The 17,491-nt window shown below is 73.5% G+C and carries 15 protein-coding genes; 4 read left to right on the top strand and 11 right to left on the bottom strand.

The features are described from left to right. Position 1: 1 nt before the first annotated feature. The 8 genes from gatC to JYK04_RS29220 all read right to left on the bottom strand — a co-directional run bounded on the left by gatC (position 2) and on the right by JYK04_RS29220 (position 9,431). Positions 2 to 298, bottom strand: coding sequence for an Asp-tRNA(Asn)/Glu-tRNA(Gln) amidotransferase subunit GatC (gatC, locus tag JYK04_RS29255; RefSeq protein ID WP_030010586.1), 297 nt, complete (start codon positions 296 to 298; stop codon positions 2 to 4). Positions 299 to 568: 270 nt separating this feature from the next. After that, positions 569 to 2,758 carry a putative bifunctional diguanylate cyclase/phosphodiesterase gene (locus JYK04_RS29250; RefSeq protein WP_229876335.1) on the bottom strand — a complete coding sequence of 730 codons (2,190 nt, stop codon included), beginning with the start codon at positions 2,756 to 2,758 and terminating at the stop codon, positions 569 to 571. Positions 2,759 to 3,144: 386 nt separating this feature from the next. Then, positions 3,145 to 5,346: an NAD-dependent DNA ligase LigA gene (gene ligA / locus JYK04_RS29245; protein ID WP_189742890.1), complete on the bottom strand. Its 2,202-nt coding sequence runs from the start codon at positions 5,344 to 5,346 to the stop codon at positions 3,145 to 3,147. Between the two features lie 31 nt (positions 5,347 to 5,377). After that, entirely contained in the window at positions 5,378 to 6,361 is a 984-nt protein-coding gene (locus JYK04_RS29240; RefSeq protein WP_189742892.1) for a methionine synthase, read from the bottom strand. Then, entirely contained in the window at positions 6,358 to 7,047 is a 690-nt protein-coding gene (locus tag JYK04_RS29235) for an SDR family oxidoreductase (RefSeq protein WP_189742894.1), read from the bottom strand. Before JYK04_RS29235 ends, JYK04_RS29240 begins: the two co-directional genes overlap by 4 nt. Positions 7,048 to 7,078: 31 nt before the next feature. Then, positions 7,079 to 8,032, bottom strand: coding sequence for a hypothetical protein (locus JYK04_RS29230; protein WP_189742896.1), 954 nt, complete (start codon positions 8,030 to 8,032; stop codon positions 7,079 to 7,081). Next, entirely contained in the window at positions 8,032 to 8,376 is a 345-nt protein-coding gene (locus tag JYK04_RS29225) for a DUF1330 domain-containing protein (protein WP_189742898.1), read from the bottom strand. Before JYK04_RS29225 ends, JYK04_RS29230 begins: the two co-directional genes overlap by 1 nt. An 89-nt stretch (positions 8,377 to 8,465) precedes the next feature. Beyond that, positions 8,466 to 9,431: a GlxA family transcriptional regulator gene (locus JYK04_RS29220; RefSeq protein ID WP_189742900.1), complete on the bottom strand. Its 966-nt coding sequence runs from the start codon at positions 9,429 to 9,431 to the stop codon at positions 8,466 to 8,468. A 116-nt stretch (positions 9,432 to 9,547) separates the two neighbouring features. On the opposite strand from JYK04_RS29220, the gene JYK04_RS29215 reads away from it, so the two are divergent. Both JYK04_RS29215 and JYK04_RS29210 read left to right on the top strand, forming a co-directional pair. After that, on the top strand, positions 9,548 to 10,471 hold the full coding sequence (locus JYK04_RS29215) for an NADP-dependent oxidoreductase (RefSeq protein WP_189742902.1): 924 nt from the start codon (positions 9,548 to 9,550) through the stop codon (positions 10,469 to 10,471). 145 nt (positions 10,472 to 10,616) lie between these two features. Further along, positions 10,617 to 10,919: a hypothetical protein gene (locus tag JYK04_RS29210; RefSeq protein WP_189742904.1), complete on the top strand. Its 303-nt coding sequence runs from the start codon at positions 10,617 to 10,619 to the stop codon at positions 10,917 to 10,919. On the opposite strand, the gene JYK04_RS29205 is transcribed toward JYK04_RS29210, so the two are convergent. Continuing rightward, a complete protein-coding gene (locus JYK04_RS29205) occupies positions 10,916 to 13,294 on the bottom strand; it encodes an NACHT domain-containing protein (RefSeq protein WP_229876336.1) in 2,379 nt (792 codons plus the stop codon). The genes JYK04_RS29210 and JYK04_RS29205 overlap by 4 nt on opposite strands. A gap of 251 nt (positions 13,295 to 13,545) precedes the next feature. Here JYK04_RS29205 and JYK04_RS29200 point away from each other — a divergent pair, with 251 nt between their 5' ends. Next, the gene (locus tag JYK04_RS29200; protein ID WP_189742909.1) at positions 13,546 to 14,319 is read left to right on the top strand and encodes a PE-PPE domain-containing protein; all 774 of its coding nucleotides are present in this window, start codon (positions 13,546 to 13,548) and stop codon (positions 14,317 to 14,319) included. A gap of 100 nt (positions 14,320 to 14,419) precedes the next feature. Here JYK04_RS29200 and mnmA read toward each other — a convergent pair whose 3' ends face one another. Beyond that, on the bottom strand, positions 14,420 to 15,553 hold the full coding sequence (gene mnmA, locus JYK04_RS29195) for a tRNA 2-thiouridine(34) synthase MnmA (protein WP_189742911.1): 1,134 nt from the start codon (positions 15,551 to 15,553) through the stop codon (positions 14,420 to 14,422). A 60-nt stretch (positions 15,554 to 15,613) separates the two neighbouring features. Here mnmA and JYK04_RS29190 point away from each other — a divergent pair, with 60 nt between their 5' ends. Continuing rightward, positions 15,614 to 16,294 carry an N-acetylmuramoyl-L-alanine amidase gene (locus JYK04_RS29190; protein ID WP_189742913.1) on the top strand — a complete coding sequence of 227 codons (681 nt, stop codon included), beginning with the start codon at positions 15,614 to 15,616 and terminating at the stop codon, positions 16,292 to 16,294. Here JYK04_RS29190 and JYK04_RS29185 read toward each other — a convergent pair. Continuing rightward, positions 16,287 to 17,450 (bottom strand): cysteine desulfurase family protein, encoded by a 1,164-nt coding sequence (locus JYK04_RS29185; protein ID WP_189742915.1) that lies wholly within the window; start codon positions 17,448 to 17,450, stop codon positions 16,287 to 16,289. The genes JYK04_RS29190 and JYK04_RS29185 overlap by 8 nt on opposite strands. Between the last annotated feature and the right edge of the window lie 41 nt (positions 17,451 to 17,491).

Genomic DNA, 17,491 nt, shown 5'->3' with positions numbered 1-17,491 from the left:
GTTAGTCCTCCCCCAGGATCTGCGGCACCTTGAAACGCTGCTGCTCCTGGGCGGGAGCACCGGAGAGCGCCTGCTCGGGGGTGAGCGACGGACGGACCTCGTCCGCGCGCATGACGTTGGTCAGCGGCAGCGGGTGGGAGGTCGGCGGGACGTCTTGGTCGGCGACCTCGGAAACGCGGGCGACCGCGCCGATGATGTCGCCGAGCTGTCCGGCGAAGTGATCCAGCTCGTTGCTGGACAGCTCAAGGCGCGCCAGCCGAGCGAGGTGGACGACCTCCTCGCGCGTAATGCCAGGCATGCAGCGATCCTCTGGGGGTGGGTGGATGTGTAGTTTCGGTCCCAATCCTATGGGGCCGGGCCCCCGCCCAGCGAAACGGTTTGCACCGACGCCTGGGCCGGGCCGCTGCGCGGAGCCCCCGGGCGCTGCCCGGACCCGCGCCTCAATCGCCGGCGGGGCTGGATGGTGCCGGCGTCGGCCGCATCCAGCCCCGCCGGCGTTTGAGGCGCGGGGGTCCGTCGGCCCGGCCCCCGGCAGCGGCGCCGCTGCCGGGGGCCGGGCCGACCGCGGTCAGACCGCGTCGGCCTCCGCGGCGGCGAGCTCCGCCGTGATGTCCGCCGGGCGGCGCCAGCCGCGCTCGCCGCGGGCCAGCAGCCAGGCGGTGGCCTCCTGCGGCGGCATGGCGGCGGCGACCAGCCAGCCCTGGACGGCGTCGCAGCCCAGGTCCCGCAGCCGCTCCCAGGTCTCGTCGTCCTCCACGCCCTCCGCCACGACCAGCAGGCCCAGCGAGTGCGCGAGGTCCACCGTGCAGCGGACGATCTCCGCGTCCTGCGCGTCGACCGCCAGCCGGCCGACGAACGACCGGTCGATCTTCAGCTCGCTGACCGGCAGGCGGCGCAGGTGGACGAGCGAGGAGTAGCCGGTGCCGAAGTCGTCCAGGGACATCTTCACGCCGTGACCGGTGAGTCCGGCCATGGTGTCGGCCGCCCGCTGGGGGTCCTCCAGCAGGACGTGTTCCGTTATCTCCAGCTGCAGCCCGCTCGCCGGGACCCCGTGGCGGGCCAGCCGCGCGGCGACCGCGCCCGCGAAGCCCGGGGTGTGGACGTCGCGCGGCGACACGTTGACCGCCACCGGGACCTTGAGGCCCTGGGCCCGCCACCGCGCCACCTGGGCGAGGGCCGTCTCCAGTACGTACTCCGTCAGGTGCGGCATCAGCCCGGAGGTCTCGGCGATCGCGATGAACTCGTCCGGGGACACCCTGCCGCGTTCCGGGTGCACCCAGCGCACCAGGGCTTCGAGCCCGGCGACCTGGCCGTCGAAACGGACCTTCGGCTGGTAGTGGAGTTCCACTTCCCCGGCGTCGAGGGCCCTGCGGAGGTCGCCGAGCAGGCCCAGGCGGTCGGGCGTGTTGCTGTCCCGCTTGGACTCGTACACCTCGACGCCCGTGCGGTCGCGCTTCGCCTGGTACATCGCCACGTCCGCGCGCCGCAGCAGCCCCTCCGCGTCGAGCGCGTGGTCGGGGAAGACGGCGAGGCCCGCGCTGGCCTCCAGGACGAGCGTGAGGCCGTCCAGGTCGAGGGGGGAGCTGAGCTCCGCGACCAGGTGGCGGGCGATGCGCTGGGCGCTGGTGGTGGAGTCGGCGAAGGGGAGCAGGACGGCGAACTCGTCGCCGCCGAGCCGGGCCGCCTCGGCGTCCTCGGGCAGCGCCTGGCGCAGCCGTTCGGCGATCTGGAGCAGCAGCCGGTCCCCCGCCAGGTGCCCCAGGGTGTCGTTGACCGCCCGGAAGCGGTCCAGGTCGATGAGCACGAGGGCGGCCCGGGTCCCGGAGCGTTCCGCCTCGTCCAGGGCGGACCAGGCCCGCTCCAGCAGCCACTGCCGGTTGGGCAGCCCGGTCAGCGGGTCCCGCAGCTGCTCCTCTGCGCGGGCCCGGGCGATCCACAGGGTGGAGTCCAGGGCGATCAGCGGTACGGCGAACAGCGGCAGCAGGACCGGCCTGCTGACGGCGACGACGCAGATCAGGGGGGCGATGCCGAGCAGCGCCACGGCTACTAAGGCCTGCCGGAGCAGGGCCGTGCGGGCAACGGTGGGCAGGCCGTCGCCGCGCGGCGCCAGGGCGATCCAGAGCAGGAACCGGGTGGCGAGCAGGTAGGCGACGGCGACGAAGACGACCTCGGGGACCGCCTCCAGCCCCCAGGAGGCCGGGAGCCAGGGGGTCTCGACGGAGGGCACCTCGCCGAAGGCGGCGAGTACGAGGGCCCCGGCGCCGATGCCGAGGATGTCCACGGAGCCGTGCAGCAGCCCCTGCCGCCAGCGGTGCCGGCGCGCGGCCCCGACCAGGGAGACCACGGCCAGCGAGACCAGTCCGGCGGGCACCCATCCGTAGAGGATGAGGACGCCGAGGGTGAGCGCGGCGCCCGATCCGGTGCCGCCCCACCAGCGGTCGCGGCCGAGGGCGACGAGGTGGCCGACGATGATGCCGGTGAGGAGGGCCAGGGCCCAGCCGACCGGCCCGCCGGGGAACAGCGCATGACGACCGCTCAGCGCGGAGACGATGCCGACGGTGAGCACCGTGACGGCGAGGCCCACGACGATGAAGGGCAGCACACCGCGCCGCTCCTGCCCGCCCGCGTGGGTGGGGACCGGTCGGGTCTCCGGTGTCCTGGCACCCAGGACACCGGGCCTGCCCGCCCTGCCCGCCCGCATGGACGGGAGCTCCCCGCCGAATTCAGGTGACGGGTCGGCGCTTTCGGTGGGTTTCATGCCCGTACCTCTCACAGCCGGCGATGCCGATGTCACGCGATGGCCCCGATGTCATGCCACCACGGCCGAAATCGCATCCTGCAGCCGTGCACGACAGGCGCACCCCTCAACAGTAGGACGCGCGAGGCTCCCAGGGGCAGCGGTCGGCAGTGGTTGCCCGAATGCGACCCAGCCATCCTCATCAGTACGGTATCCGCCGAACGGGTGAGTTTGGACCGGGGCCCCCTGTCACCCGTCCGATGATCCGACAGCTCACCGCCCTGCGACCAGCCTTGTACCGGCCGTTTACCACCGTTCGCCGCGCCTGGCGTGCGCCCGCCCGTACGGCCGCACGCCACGCATCCGTTCGCCTTCGCTACTCCCCCTCGGCGATTCCCCTGCCGGTACTACTGCGCTTCGCCCTCGCCGTCGACCGGGAGCGCGACCTCCCGCGCCGCGTCCGGCCCCTGCTCCAGCAGAACGGCGAACCCGGCGTCGTCGAGGACGGCGAGCTTCAACTGCACGGCCTTGTCGTACTTCGAGCCGGGGTTGTCCCCGACCACGACGAAGGAGGTCTTCTTCGACACGGACCCGGTGACCTTGGCGCCGCGGCTCTGCAGGGCCTCCTTCGCGCCGTCCCTCGTGTGGCTCTGCAAAGTGCCGGTGACGACGACGGTCAGCCCCTCCAGCGGCCGCGGCCCCTCCTCCTCGGCGGAACCTTCCTCCTCCATCCGGACGCCGGCCTCCCGCCACTTGCGCAGGATCTCCTGGTGCCAGTCGACGGCGAACCACTCCTTGAGCGAGGCGGCGATGATCGCGCCGACGCCGTCGGTGGCGGTCAGCTCCTCCTCGGTGGCCTGCTCGATGCGCTCGATCGAGCGGAACTCGCGGGCGAGCGCCTCGGCGGCGACCGGCCCGACGTGACGGATCGACAGGCCGTTGATGAAGCGGGCGAGCGGGCGCTCCTTGGCCGCGGCGATGTGCTCCAGCATGGCCAGGGCGTTCTTCTTCGGCTCGCCCTTCTGGTTGGCGAAGACCGTGACGATCTTCTCCTCGCCCGTCTTCGGGTCCCGCTTGGGCAGCCCGCTGTCCGGGTCGAGGACGTACGCCTTGATGGGCAGCAGCTGCTCGATGGTCAGGCCGAAGAGGTCGCCCTCGTCCAGCAGCGGCGGCCGGGCCGGCTCCAGCGGGCCGGTCAGCGCGGCCGCCGCCACCATGCCGAAGTTCTCGATGTCCAGGGACTGCCGGCCGGCCAGGTAGGCGACCCGCTCGCGCAACTGCGCAGGGCAGCTGCGGGCGTTGGGGCACCGGACGTCGATGTCTCCCTCCTTCATGGGCCGCAGCTCCGCCCCGCACGCGGGACAGGCGGCCGGCATCACGAACTCCCGCTCGCTGCCGTCGCGCAGGTCCACCACGGGGCCGAGGATCTCGGGGATGACGTCGCCCGCCTTGCGCAGGACGACGGTGTCCCCGATGAGCACGCCCTTGGCCTTGACGACCTCCTGGTTGTGCAGGGTCGCGAACTCGACCTCGGAGCCGGCGACCTTCACCGGCTCGACCTGCGCGTACGGGGTCACCCGGCCGGTGCGGCCGACACCGACCTTGATGTCGATCAGCTTGGTGTTGACCTCTTCGGGCGCGTACTTCCAGGCGATCGCCCAGCGCGGGGCGCGTGCGGTGGAGCCGAGCCGGCCCTGGAGGGCGATCTCGTCGAGCTTGACGACCACGCCGTCGATCTCGTGCTCCACCGAGTGCCGGTTCACCCCGAAGTCCCTGATGAAATCACGGACCTCGGCGAGCGTGGCGACCACCTTGTTGTGCTGCGCGGTCGGCAGACCCCATTCGTGCAGCAGCTCGTACGCCTGCGACTGGCGCTCGATCTCGAAGCCCTCGCGGGCGCCGATGCCGTGCACGACCATGTGCAGCGGGCGGCTCGCGGTGACCTTGGGGTCCTTCTGCCGCAGCGAACCGGCCGCCGCGTTGCGCGGGTTGGCGAAGGGCTTGCCCTCCGCCTCCACCAGCCGGGCGTTGAGCTCCTCGAACTTCTCCATCGGGAAGTAGACCTCGCCGCGGATCTCGACGAGGGCCGGGATCCGGTCGCCCTTGAGGCGGTCCGGGATCTCGGCGATGGTGCGGACGTTGGGCGTGATGTCCTCACCGGTGCGGCCGTCGCCGCGGGTGGCCGCCCGGGTGAGACGGCCGTTCTCGTAGGTGAGGTTGACGGCGAGGCCGTCCACCTTCAGCTCGCACAGGTAGTGGTAGTCCGAGGTGTTCACGTCCCGGGCCACCCGCTCGGCCCAGGCCGCCAGTTCCTCGTCGTCGAAGGCGTTGTCGAGGGAGAGCATGCGCTCCCGGTGCTCGACGGAGGCGAAGTCCGTCTCGTACGCCCCGGCCACCTTCTGGGTGGGCGAGTCGGGCGTGCGCAGCTCCGGGTACTGCTCCTCCAGTGCCTCCAGCGAGCGCAGCAGCTGGTCGAACTCGGCATCGCTGACGACCGGCTGGTCGTTCACGTAGTACCGGAAGCGGTGCTCCTCGACCTGCTCCGCCAGCAGCGCGTGCTGATCACGCACCGCCGTCGGTACCGCCGTGTCCTGCTGTTCGGCTGCCATGCCGTGTCCTCCTGTGGCCCGTCTTCGACCGTCACTCAGGGTTGTCGGCGAGCGACCTCGCCGCCCTGACGCAATGCGCCTGCACCGCGCGGGCGTAGGCGGGCGAAGCGCCCGCCAGACCGCACGACGGGGTGACCACGACGGACTCCGCCAGAGTCCCCGGGGCCAGCCCCAGCCTGCGCCAAAGCTTCCTGACACCCATGACGCTACCGCCCGGGTCCGACAACGGGGCGTCCGTGCCGGGCACCACTCCGGCGAAGAGTTTCGTGCCGCCTTCGACCGCCTCCCCGATGGTGTCGTCCTCGCGCTCGGTGAGCAGGGAGAAATCGAACGACACCCCCGTGGCACCGGCCCTGCGGAGCAGGCCGAAGGGGACCTCGGGGGCGCAGGAGTGCACGACGACCTCCCCGTCGTGGACGGCGAACAGGTCGCGCAGCGCTCCCTCGACCACCTGCCGGTCGACGGCCCGGTAGGTGCGGTAGCCGCTCGCCGAGCGGACCCGGCCGAGCAGTACGGCCGTCAGGGAGGGCTCGTCGAGCTGCAGCACGACGTCGGCGCCGGGGATCCGCTTGCGCACGTCGGCCAGGTGCTCGCGCAGGCCTTCGGCCAGCGATCCGGCCAGGTCCCGGCAGGCCCCCGGGTCCTGGAGCATGGCCTCGCCGCCGTGCAGTTCCAGGGCGGCGGCCAGCGTCCACGGTCCGACGGCCTGGACCTTGAGCTTCCCCGTGTACCCCTGGGTGAACTCCTCCAGCGCGTCGAGGTCCTCCCCCAGCCAGGACCGGGCCCGCTTCGAGTCGCGTCCCGGGCGGTCGCTGATCCGCCAGCCGCTGGGCTCGACGTGGGCGTACATGTCGACGAGCAGTCCGAGGGACCGGCCGATCATGTCCGCGCCGGGCCCGCGGGCGGGCAGCTCGGCGAGGTAGGGGAACTCCTCGAAGGACCCGGTGACCGTCTTCGCTGCCTCGCGGGCGTCGCCGCCGGGCAGCGATCCGACGCCGGTGGCGCCGGCGCTCATCGGCCCGGCCGGACGCTCAGGTCGTTGACCTCGGCGTCGCGGGGCAGGTCGACGGCCATGACGATCGTGGTCGCGACGGACTCGGGGTCGATCCAGGCGGCCGGGTCGTACTCCTTGCCCTCCTGCGAGTGCACCTTGGCCTGCATGGGGCTGGCGGTGCGGCCCGGGTAGACGGAGGTGACGCGGATGCCGTTGGCCCGCTCCTCGCCGCGCAGCGAGTCGGCGAGGGCCTTGAGGCCGTGCTTGGAGGCGGCGTACGCGCTCCAGTCGGCGTGGGCGGTCAGACCGGCGCCGGAGTTCACGAAGACGACGGTGGCCCTGGAGGCGCGCAGGGTGGGCAGCAGCAGCCGGGTGACCTCGGCGGGGGCGATCAGGTTCACGTTGAGCTGCTGGTGCCAGGTCTTGGGCCGGAGCTCACCGACCGGTCCGAGGTCGACGATCCCGGCGATGTGCAGCAGGGAGTCGATCCGCTCCGGGAGGGCCTGCTTGGAGAACGCCCACGACAGCCGGTCGGGGTCGGCGAGGTCGCCGACGAGCGCGCGCGAGCCGGGGAAACGCTCGACGAGCTGCTTGCCGCGGGCGGCGTCACGGGCGAGCAGGACGAGGTCGTCGCCGCGGGCGTGCAGGCGGGCCGCGACGGCGGCGCCGATGCCGGAGCCGGCGCCGGTGATCAAGTGAGTAGCCATACCGCCCATGCTCGCACCCCGCCGGTGCCCGTCAGCCCGCGGTGGCCGAGCGGTACGCCTCCGCGATCGCCGCGCGGGCGGCCGGGCCCTGCCGGGAGACGGGGCCCCGGTGGTCCAGGCCGGCCAGACAGGGGAGCCCGTCCTGGTCGTGGAGGATCGGCGTCCAGTGCTGCAGCGCCGCGTCCCGTACGTCGGTCAGCGCGGCGGCGTCGTCCGGTTCGGTCGGGTCGAAGCGGCCGCCGGAGGCCGTGCGGTGCTCGGCCCAGCGGTCCTCCCAGAACTCCACGGTCCAGCCGGGCCAGCGGGCGGCCGCGGTGTCGTGGTGGATCTGGTGGTTGGTGACCCACCAGCCGACCCGGCGCCGCTCCGTGTCGACGTGCAGGCCCGCCACGGCGAGCTCGTGGTACGCCCCGTGGTCGGTGGCCGCGGCCAGCCAGTCGAGCAGGGCCGGGCCGTACATCACCGGGTGGTCGAAGGCGTACCAGACCAGGTGGCAGCGGTCTGCGCCGTCCAGGGTCACCACGGTGACCTCGGGGTTCGGGTACGGCAGCGCGACGCCGTCCGTCTCGGACAAGTCGCTTTCCCACACGCGTTTGTCCCGGTCGGGGTCGTCCGCCGGGTCGAGGCCGGCGTAGGCGCGCAGGTCGGTCCGGCCGCCGTAGGCCCAGCGCACGTCCCAGCCGGGCCAGGCGGCGCGCACGAGGGCGAGGGTGGCCCGGCGGGTGCGCATGCGGACGGAGGGGCCCTCCAGTGCGAAGAACAGCAGGACCTTGCGTTCGGGGTCCACGAGGACGCCCCCCTGGACGTCGTCGTCGCCTTCGCCGGTCCCGGACAAGGGCTGTCCGTACGCGGAGGCGCGGCCCATCAGCACCATCACGGTGTCCGGGCCGGCCAGCAGGTCGAGGTCCACGCTGGCGGCGCCCCAGTCGTCCGTGATGGCCCGGTACCCGTCGGGTCCGCCGAGGACGTAGACGGCGGGGTTCATCAGAGCCCCGCCGCCGCGCGCAGGCCGGCGGCCGTCTTCGTGGCGTCGTAGTCGGCCGGGACTCCCTCGACGAGGATGACCTCGCCGGGGATGTGGTCCGTGCGCAGCGGGAGGATGGCCTGGTAGGCGTCGGAGGCGTACCAGGCGCGGGCCGTTTCGAGGTCCGGGAAGCCGATCATGACGACCGTGCTGGGGAAGGGGCCCTCCAGGACCTCGGCCTCCTTGCCGTGGACGAGGAAGCGGCCGCCGAAGGGGTCCATCGTCGACTGGATGGTCTCGATGTAGGTGAGGATGTCCTCGTTCATCGTCTCGGGGCGTATGTGGGCGATGGCGTACGCGGTCATGGTCTGCTCCCCTGTCGACCGGCCCGTCGGTCCGGGCCCGTTGATCCGATCGTGTCAGCGCGCGGCCCCGGCGGCGATTACCTTGCAGGTCATGCCGATGCGGGCTGGAAGGTGCGCCGGTAGGCGATCGGGGAGACGCCGAGCGCGGAACGCATGTGCTGGCGCAGGGAGTTCGCGGAGCCGAAGCCGGCCCGGTGGGCCACCAGGTCGACCGGCAGGTCGCTGGACTCCAGCAGGTGGCGGGCCAGTTCCAGGCGCTGGGCGGTGAGCCACTGCACCGGGGTCATGCCGACCTCGTCGCGGAACCGGCGGGTGAAGGTGCGCAGGCTCATCCGGGCGTGCGCGGCCAGCTCACCGAGGGTGACCGGTTCGGCGAGGCGTTCCAGGGCCCACGCACGGGTGGCGGTGGTGGTGGCGACGGTCGGCTCGGGGACGGGGCGGTCGATGTACTGGACCTGTCCGCCGTCGCGCCAGGGCGGGACCACGCACAGCCGCGCGGCCCGGTTGGCCACGCCCGTGCCGTGGTCCTGGCGGATCAGGTAGAGGCAGAGGTCGATGCCGGCCGCCACGCCGGCCGAGGTGAGGATGTCGCCGTCGTCTACGAAGAGCACCTCCTCGTCGAGCCGGACGCGCGGGAAGCCGCGCTGGAACTCGGGCGCGTGCAGCCAGTGCGTGGTGGCGGGTCGGCCGTCGAGCAGTCCGGCGGCGGCCAGGACGTACGAGCCGGTGCACAGGGAGACCATCCGGGTGCCGGGCCGGATCGCCGCGAGGGCGTCGGTCAGCGGCTGCGGCAGGGGCGCGCCGTGCGCGAGCTCGTCCATGGCGTGGGTGGGCGTGACGATCACGGTGTCGGCGGCGGCGAGGGCCTCGGGGCCCGCCGAGACGCCGACGGTGAAGCCCGCGTCGCTGGTCACGGGCAGTCCGTCGGCGGTGCAGACGGTCACCTCGTAGAGCGGGTCCCCGGCCTCGTCGTGGGCGTTGCCGAAGACGCGGGAGGGGATGCCGAGCTCGAACGGAGGGACCCCTTCGAGGGCGAGTACGGCGATTCGGTGCATGGCCAGATCCTGACACATGGTGGCCGTACGGCCAACACTGCGCAGGTCGGCGAGCGGAGAGAGTGAGGTCATCGGCCGGGACACCGGCCGGCCGGAACCCAGCAAGGAGACATGTCATGCGCGCCGTCGTCATCAGCAAGTGGGGCGGACCCGAGGTCCTCGTCGAGACCGAGGCCGAGCGTCCGGAGCCCGGTATGGGCGAGATCCTGGTCCGGGTCCGCGCCGCCGGGGTCAACCCGGTGGACTGGAAGACGCGCGAGAGCGGCGCCCTGATCCCCTGGGGCCCCGTGCCGGCGGTCGGCTGGGACGTGTCCGGCACCGTCGAGGCCGTGGGCCCGGGCGTGACCCTGTACCGGGTGGGCGACGAGGTCTACGGGATGCCCCGCTTCCCGCAGCAGGCCGGCGCGTACGCCGAGTACGTGACGGCCCCCGCCCGGCACTTCGCCCCCAAGCCGGCCGCACTGGACCACGTACAGGCCGCGGCGCTGCCGCTGGCCGCGCTGACCGCCTGGCAGGCCCTGGTGGACACGGCCGGGGTCGGTGCCGGACAGCGGGTGCTGGTGCACGCGGCGGCCGGCGGGGTGGGCCACCTGGCGGTGCAGATCGCCAAGGCCCGCGGCGCGTACGTGATCGGCACCGCGAGCGCGGGCAAGCACGCGCTGCTGCGCGAGCTCGGCGCCGACGAGGTGATCGACTACCGCACCACGGACTTCGAGGACGCCGTCGCCGACGTGGACGTCGTGATCGACGCCATCGGCGGGGACTACACGCGGCGCTCGCTGAAGGTCCTGAAGGCCGGCGGTCACCTGGTGACCCTGCCCGGCCCGGACTCCCTCCCGGAAGACCCGCAGGGCGTGCACGCCTCCTGGGTCCTGGTGGAGCCGGACCTGGGCGGCCTGCGCGAGATCGCGGCGCTCGTCGAGCAGGGCCTGCTGAAGCCGCTGGTCGACACGGTGCTGCCGCTGGAGCAGGCCGCGAAGGCCCACGAGATCGGCGAGCAGGGCCGCACCACCGGCAAGATCGTCCTGACGGTCGCCTGAGCGCAGGACCGTCCCGGACCCGTCCGGGCGGTCACGTCCGCCGCGATCCGCCCGCTGCCCCGGCGTGACGACCGGGGACAGCGGGCGGCCGCGCCGGTCGGGCCCCGCCCGTGTCCGCGCCGACGGCCCGGTGCAGACTCGGGCCATGGAGCATTCGCAGCGACACATGTACGAGGTGGTCGACGCGCTCGTCCGGGCCGGCAGCAGCTTCCGCCCGCGTCCGCCAGGCCTCGGCGCCGATCCGTTCTGGCTGGCCAAGGGCGACCCGCATTGCTACATGGAGAGTCCGATCGACTTCGCGGTGGCCAGGTCCGTACCGGGTCATCCCGCGGATCTCGCCTTCGACGAGGACAACGACATGATCTTCTGCAGGCTCTGCTGGACAGCGATCACCGGGCCGGGCCATCGCCCGGAGACGGTGTGGAACGCGGCTCCGTACACCCCCTAGTCGGTGGGCCGGCCGCGCAGGTGGCGCTGGAGGCGGGCGTGGCGGAACTGGTAGACGGCGCCGACCTGGCGCAGGACGCCCCGCCGGTAGGCGTCCTCCAGGAAGGCGACCGTCGCCCAGGGGAGGCGACCGGTCAGCGGCAGCCAGATCCGGGCCAGGAGCACCCACTGGCCCCAGGCGGTGAACGCCAGGGCGTAGGAGAGCGCACCGGCCACCCCGCCCACGGCGCCGAGCGCGAGCCCGTCGGCCATCGGCCAGGTCAGGGGGCCGACGACGCCCTGGAGCAGCTCGGTCATGAGCCGGCCGCCGAAGGCGATCACCAGGGTGAGCATCGGCGCGAGGAAGAGCGCCTGGCGCACCACGATGCTGCGGTTGACGGCCAGCAGGTCCGTCGGGGTGGCGGCGCAGCCGAGGTCGATGGGGGTCTCCAGCGTGGCCACGAGCCCGAGGACGAGCCCGCCCGCCAGGGCGAACGTGAGCCCGTACATGAGGCAGTTGACGGCCGTCGCCTCGATCACCGCCGCGTTGACCGGCACCCCGCCGTACGTCAGCTGCGCGCCCACGGTGAAGGCGATCCCGCACCCGAGGCCCATCACGAGGCCGCCCAGCAGTCCGGCCGGGACCAGGGTGGCGAACCTGCGGGAGGACGGTCCGGTGCCCCGCCGGCGGCGGCCGGGCAGCCGCATCCGCACCCGGGACGGCTCGAACGCCCGGATCCCGAGCACGGCCATGAGCCCGTAGACCAGCCCGAAGGCGAGGCCGACGGCGGGACCGAACAACAGGGCGTCCAGCAGGCCCGTACCCAGCGCGAAGGCGGCGCCGCGGCCCGCGGCCAGGTTCTTCGCCGGGAAGACCAGCCAGTCGGCGACGGCGGTGACCACGGAGCAGGCGAGGACGACCGCCAGGATCCGTGAGGACAGCCGCAGCGAGTCGCGCAGCTGCCACCACGCCAGGTCCTGGCCGGCGCGGCGCCCGGGCCGCTCCAGGTGGTCGGCGAGGTGGCCCAGGTAGCGCCGGGCGCGGTGCGGTTCCCAGCCACGGGGCCTGCGCGTGCGGCGGCCGCCGGGGACGGCCGTGGGCAGGGGCCGGTAGACGCTCGGCACGAACCCGGCCAGCAGATGCTCCTCGATGGCCTCCGGGGTCGGGAAGCGGGCCTCGTCCAGCAGTCCGGCCGGGTCCTGGGCCGGGGTGTCGCTGTAGGCGGTCCGGGCGAGCAGGACCATCAGCGGAGTGCTCAGCACGGCCCTGAGGCGGGCGCCGGGCCCGCCGTCCGGGTCCGTGCGCAGCCGCTCCAGGACGGGGTCCCACCCGGTGGCGGCCCGGCCGTCCCGCCCGTCCCGCCGGTCCCGGCCGGCCGGCGCGGTCGGGCGCGCGGTGCGGGGCAGGTAGTGGACCAGGTCGTCGGCGTCCAGGTCCAGCAGCTCGATGCCGGCGGTCCGGCGGAGCACCTCGACCCCGACGGCCTCGGCGAACTGCTCGGTGCGGCTGGTCAGGAGCAGCGGCAGCGAGCTCGCGTTGAGCTCGCGCAGGGCGACGCCGAGCAGCCCGGTGGCCATCTCGTCGAACCCGTCCAGGACCGGCAGGATCCAGCCCGCGTCCACGAGGGCGGCGGCGAGGGTGGAGCCGCCGGGGGCGCGGGCGTCGAGGTTCGGGTGGTCGCGCAGCAGGCGGGCGATCAGCCAGTCGCGCAGGGTCGTGCCGGTCGGGTCCCACGATCCCATGCTGAAGACCACGGGCACGGGCTCGGCGTCGGAACGCGCCCCCAGGTGGTCGAGGACGAACCGCAGGACGAGGACGGTCTTGCCGGAGCCGGCCCGGCCGAGCACCACCAGCCGCCCGGACCGGACGCGCCGGTAGACGTCGGCGATGTCCGTGAGGCCGCCGTCCAGGGACAGCGGGCCGCGGGCGGCTCCGGGCGGAGTGCCGCGGATGTTGTCCCAGTGGTCCAGCAGGTCGGCGGGGGCCGACCGCCAGCGCACGGGCAGCGGGAAGGGGTCGTGGATGCGGCGCTGCTCCTCCTCCCGGATGCAGCGGCCGTAGACGTCGTGGGCGAGCGACGCGGCGGCCTCGGCCAGGGCGCTCCGGGACGTGGGCAGGGTGCGGTGCGGCACCGGCCGGACCGGACGGTCCGGTACGGGCTCCGGCCCGGGAGCACGTGCCGCGCGCAGGTCCTCCCCGGCGGCGGCCCCGTTGCCGCGGTGGGCGGCCAGCAGGTCCGTCCAGAGCGCGTCCCGGTCGCGTTTGAGCTCGTCGGCCAGCGCGTGCGCGACCTGCTTCACCGTTCCCATCCGGGCGTCGGTGGGTTTGCCGGTCTCCAGCCGGTGGATGGTGCGGACCCCGAGCCGGGACCGCTCGGCCAACTGCTCCTGCGTCATCCCCGCCTCGTGCCGCAACCCGCGGAGCAACGCACCGAACCGGCTGCTCACTTGTCTGCCCTTCCGCCCGACGACGACCCTGCCACTTGGGTCCGATGTCCTCCCGGATCCCGGTCAAACCACGGGGCACCGTCGACCGGCCACATATGGCCGGTTGCGGGCATGGTCCCCCGACCAGCACGAACACCACGATGAGTGCCGGTCGCCGCACCCGACGCGGTGCCCGCATCGAACCAGGGGAGTTGACCCGTATGTCCACCACGAAGCCCAACAGGCTCGCCCGCCGCCTCAAGTCCGCCGTCGCAGCGACGGCCCTCTTGTTCGCCGGCGCCGTGGCCGCGCCGACCACTGCGCACGCCGCCCCGGCGAACCACTACTACATCGAGATCGGCGGTACCGGCGCGGCGGCGGACGCACCCGGGTGCACGACGAGCTTCGACGCCGCGAACCGGCAGCTGAACGGGGGCATCGCGATTCCGGTCTGCTACGTGGCCAGCGGCGGCCCCTTCGTCGGCAGCCACAACGAACAGCCGGCCCCCTTCGCACCGAGCTTCGGCGACAGCGTGAACCAGGGCTACTGGAACGCCAAGGCCGCCCTGGAGAACGCCTACCGGGCCGACCCGACCGCGACCTTCACGATCGCCGGCTACTCCCAGGGCGCCTGGGTCGGCGACCTGCTGCTCCAGACGATCGCGAACAACGGCACCGAGGTGCCGCGCGACCGGGTCGACGGCATGCTCTACTCCGACCCCATGCAGCCCGGAACCGGTTTCTGGCGCCTGGTGCCCCAGGGGGTCCTCATCCCGTTCGTGGCGTACTCCCCCGGCACCGGGCCGGAAGTGTTCCCCGGCGTCCCGGTCCAGCGCCACTGCATCAAGACCGACGGGGTCTGTGACGCGACGTCCCTGGATTCCTTCCCCGGCTTCCTGCAGCAGCACCCGCGCTACTTCCGGGAGGGCGAGATCATCGCGAGCACCCTCGCCGGGCACGGCGGCAGTGGGACCGTCTGGTACCCCGCGGCCTGATCCGGGCGGCACCCCGCCACAACATGACGCCGCGGTCCGCCCGGGGGGGGGGGGGGGGGGGGGGGGACGGACCGCGGCGTCATGCCGTGAACGGCGCCGTTCAGACGGTGGCGGCGGCCCGCGTCGTGGTCGCGATGGTGGCCGAGCCGACCACGCGGGTGCCGTCGTAGAGCACGATCGCCTGGCCGGGAGCCACGCCCCGGACCGGCTCGGTGAAGGAGACGCGCAGCTCGCCGTCCACGACCTCGGCGAAGACCTCGGTCTCGCCGCCGTGGGCGCGCAGCTGGGCGGTGTAGGTGCCCGGGGCGGCGGCCACGGCTCCGCACCAGCGGGGGCGGATCGCGGTGAGGGCGGTGACGTCGAGGGCCTCGACGGGGCCGACGGTGACGGTGTTGTTCACCGGGGAGATGTCGAGGACGTAGCGCGGCTTGCCGTCGGGGGCGGGGTGGCCGATGCGCAGGCCCTTGCGCTGGCCGATGGTGAAGCCGAAGGCGCCCTCGTGGGTGCCGACCTTCTCGCCGGTCGCCTCGTCGACGATGTCGCCCTCGGCCTTGCCGAGGCGGTTCGCGAGGAAGCCCTGGGTGTCGCCGTCGGCGATGAAGCAGATGTCGTGGCTGTCGGGCTTCTTCGCGACGGCCAGCCCCCGCTCCTCGGCCTCGGCGCGGATCTCTTCCTTGGTGGTGAGGGTGTCACCGAGCGGGAAGAGTGCGTGGGCGAGCTGCTTCTCGTCGAGGACCCCGAGGACGTACGACTGGTCCTTGGCCATGTCGGAGGCGCGGTGCAGCTCGCGGGAGCCGTCCTCCTTGAGCACGACGGTCGCGTAGTGGCCGGTGCAGACGGCGTCGAAGCCGAGCGCGAGGGCCTTGTCGAGCAGCGCCGCGAACTTGATCTTCTCGTTGCAGCGCAGGCACGGGTTCGGGGTGCGCCCGGCCTCGTACTCGGAGATGAAGTCCTCGACGACGTCCTCGCGGAAGCGCTCGGCGAGGTCCCAGACGTAGAACGGGATGCCGATGACGTCGGCGGCCCGGCGGGCGTCGCGGGAGTCCTCGATGGTGCAGCAGCCGCGGGCGCCGGTCCGGAAGGACTGCGGGTTCGCGGAGAGCGCGAGGTGGACGCCGGTCACGTCGTGCCCGGCTTCGACCGCGCGGGCGGCGGCGACGGCGGAGTCCACGCCCCCGGACATGGCGGCCAGGACGCGAAGGGGACGGTCGGTGCGCGGCAGGTTCTCAGTCATAGCACCGTCCAGAGTACGGGGGAACCGAGCGGGGTCACAGCGCGTTGTCCGGTACGGGGGGTGGATCACATCGTCGAGCAGGGGAACAAGGGGAAGAGGCCGCCGGGGCGGACCCGAAGGGCCGTGCTCTTCGGCGGGCTCGGGATCTTCGCGGTGGCGGCGGTGGCCGGCCGGGAGGAGATCGGCCGTGCCTGGTGGCTGATACCGGGTGTGGACAAGCCGCGCAAGGAGGGCGAGCTCGACCACGCGGGCGCGAGCTGGACGTCGGCCTCGCCGGCGAACTGGCGCAAGGCGGACCGCCCGGACGACTACCGGGTGGACCGGATCGTCGTGCATGTCACACAGGGCGGCTTCGAGTCCTCGGTGGACGCCTTCAAGAACCCGTGGCACAAGGCGTCGGCGCACTACATCGTGCGCGGGGACGGGCACGTCGAGCAGATGGTGCGCGAGCTGGACGTGGCCTTCCACTCGGGGAACCGCTCGATGAACGAGCGCAGTGTCGGCATCGAGCACGTGGGCTTCGTGGACCGCCCGCAGGACTTCACGGACGCGATGTACGCGGCTTCGGCCCGGCTGGCGGCCGACGTCTGCCGCCGGTACGGCATACCGGCGGACCGCACGCACATACTCGGCCACTCCGAGGTCCCGGGCGCCGACCACACCGATCCCGGCCGCCACTGGGACTGGAACCGCTACATCGGCCTGGTCCGGGCGGCCCTGGAGGCTCCGGCTCCTAGCTGAGGCCCGCCGTGCGGGCGCGCTCCACCGCCGGGCCGATGGCCGCGGCCAGGGCCGCGACGTCCTCCTGGGTGGAGGTGTGGCCGAGGGAGAAGCGCAGGGTGCCCCGGGCCAGCTGCGGGTCGGTGCCCGCGGCCAGCAGGACGTGGCTGGGCTGGGCCACGCCCGCGGTGCAGGCGGAGCCGGTGGAGCACTCGATGCCCTGGGCGTCGAGCAGGAGCAGCAGCGAGTCGCCCTCGCAGCCGGGGAAGCTGAAGTGGGCGTTGGCGGGAAGCCGCTCGTCGGGGTCTCCCCCGAGGACCGCGTCGGGCACGGCCGCGCGGACGGCGGCGACCAGCTCGTCGCGCAGGGCGCCGATCTCGGCGGCGAACCGCTCGCGCCGTTCGACGGCGAGGACGGCGGCCACGGCGAAGGCGGCGACGGCCGGCACGTCGAGGGTGCCGGAGCGGACGTGCCGCTCCTGGCCGCCGCCGTGCAGGACGGGTACGGGGCTCTGGTCGCGGCCGAGCAGCAGTGCGCCGATGCCGTAGGGGCCGCCGATCTTGTGGCCGCTGACGGTCATGGCGGCGAGGCCGCTGTCGCCGAAGTGGACGTCGAGCTGGCCGAAGGCCTGGACGGCGTCGGAGTGCAGCGGGATCCCGGACTCGCGGGCGATGGCGGCGAGTTCGCGGACCGGCATGACGGTGCCGATCTCGTTGTTGGCCCACATGACGGTGGCCAGGGCCACGTCGTCGGGGTTGCGCTCGACGGCCTCGCGGAAGGCGTCGGCGTGGACGCGCCCGTAGCGGTCCACGGGCAGGTACTCGACCTGCGCGCCCTCGTGCTCGGCGAGCCAGTGCACGGCGTCGAGCACGGCGTGGTGCTCGACGGGGCTGGCGATGACCCGGGTCCGGGCGGGGTCGGCGTCGCGCCGGGCCCAGTAGAGGCCCTTGACGGCGAGGTTGTCGGCTTCCGTACCGCCGGCGGTGAACACCACCTCGCTGGGGCGGGCGCCGATCGCCTCGGCGAAGGCCTCGCGGGCCTCCTCCACGGTACGGCGGGCTCGGCGGCCTGCGGCGTGCAGGGAGGAGGCGTTCCCCGTGGCGGCGAACTGCGCGGTCATCGCCGCGGCGGCCTCCGGCAGCATCGGGGTGGTGGCGGCGTGGTCGAGGTAGGCCATGATCCCCCGATTCTACGAGTCCGCCGGTGGCCGCTTGCGCC

This window comes from Streptomyces nojiriensis (assembly GCF_017639205.1).
Taxonomy (GTDB): domain Bacteria; phylum Actinomycetota; class Actinomycetes; order Streptomycetales; family Streptomycetaceae; genus Streptomyces; species Streptomyces nojiriensis.
This window is presented reverse-complemented; position numbering and strand designations above follow the sequence as displayed.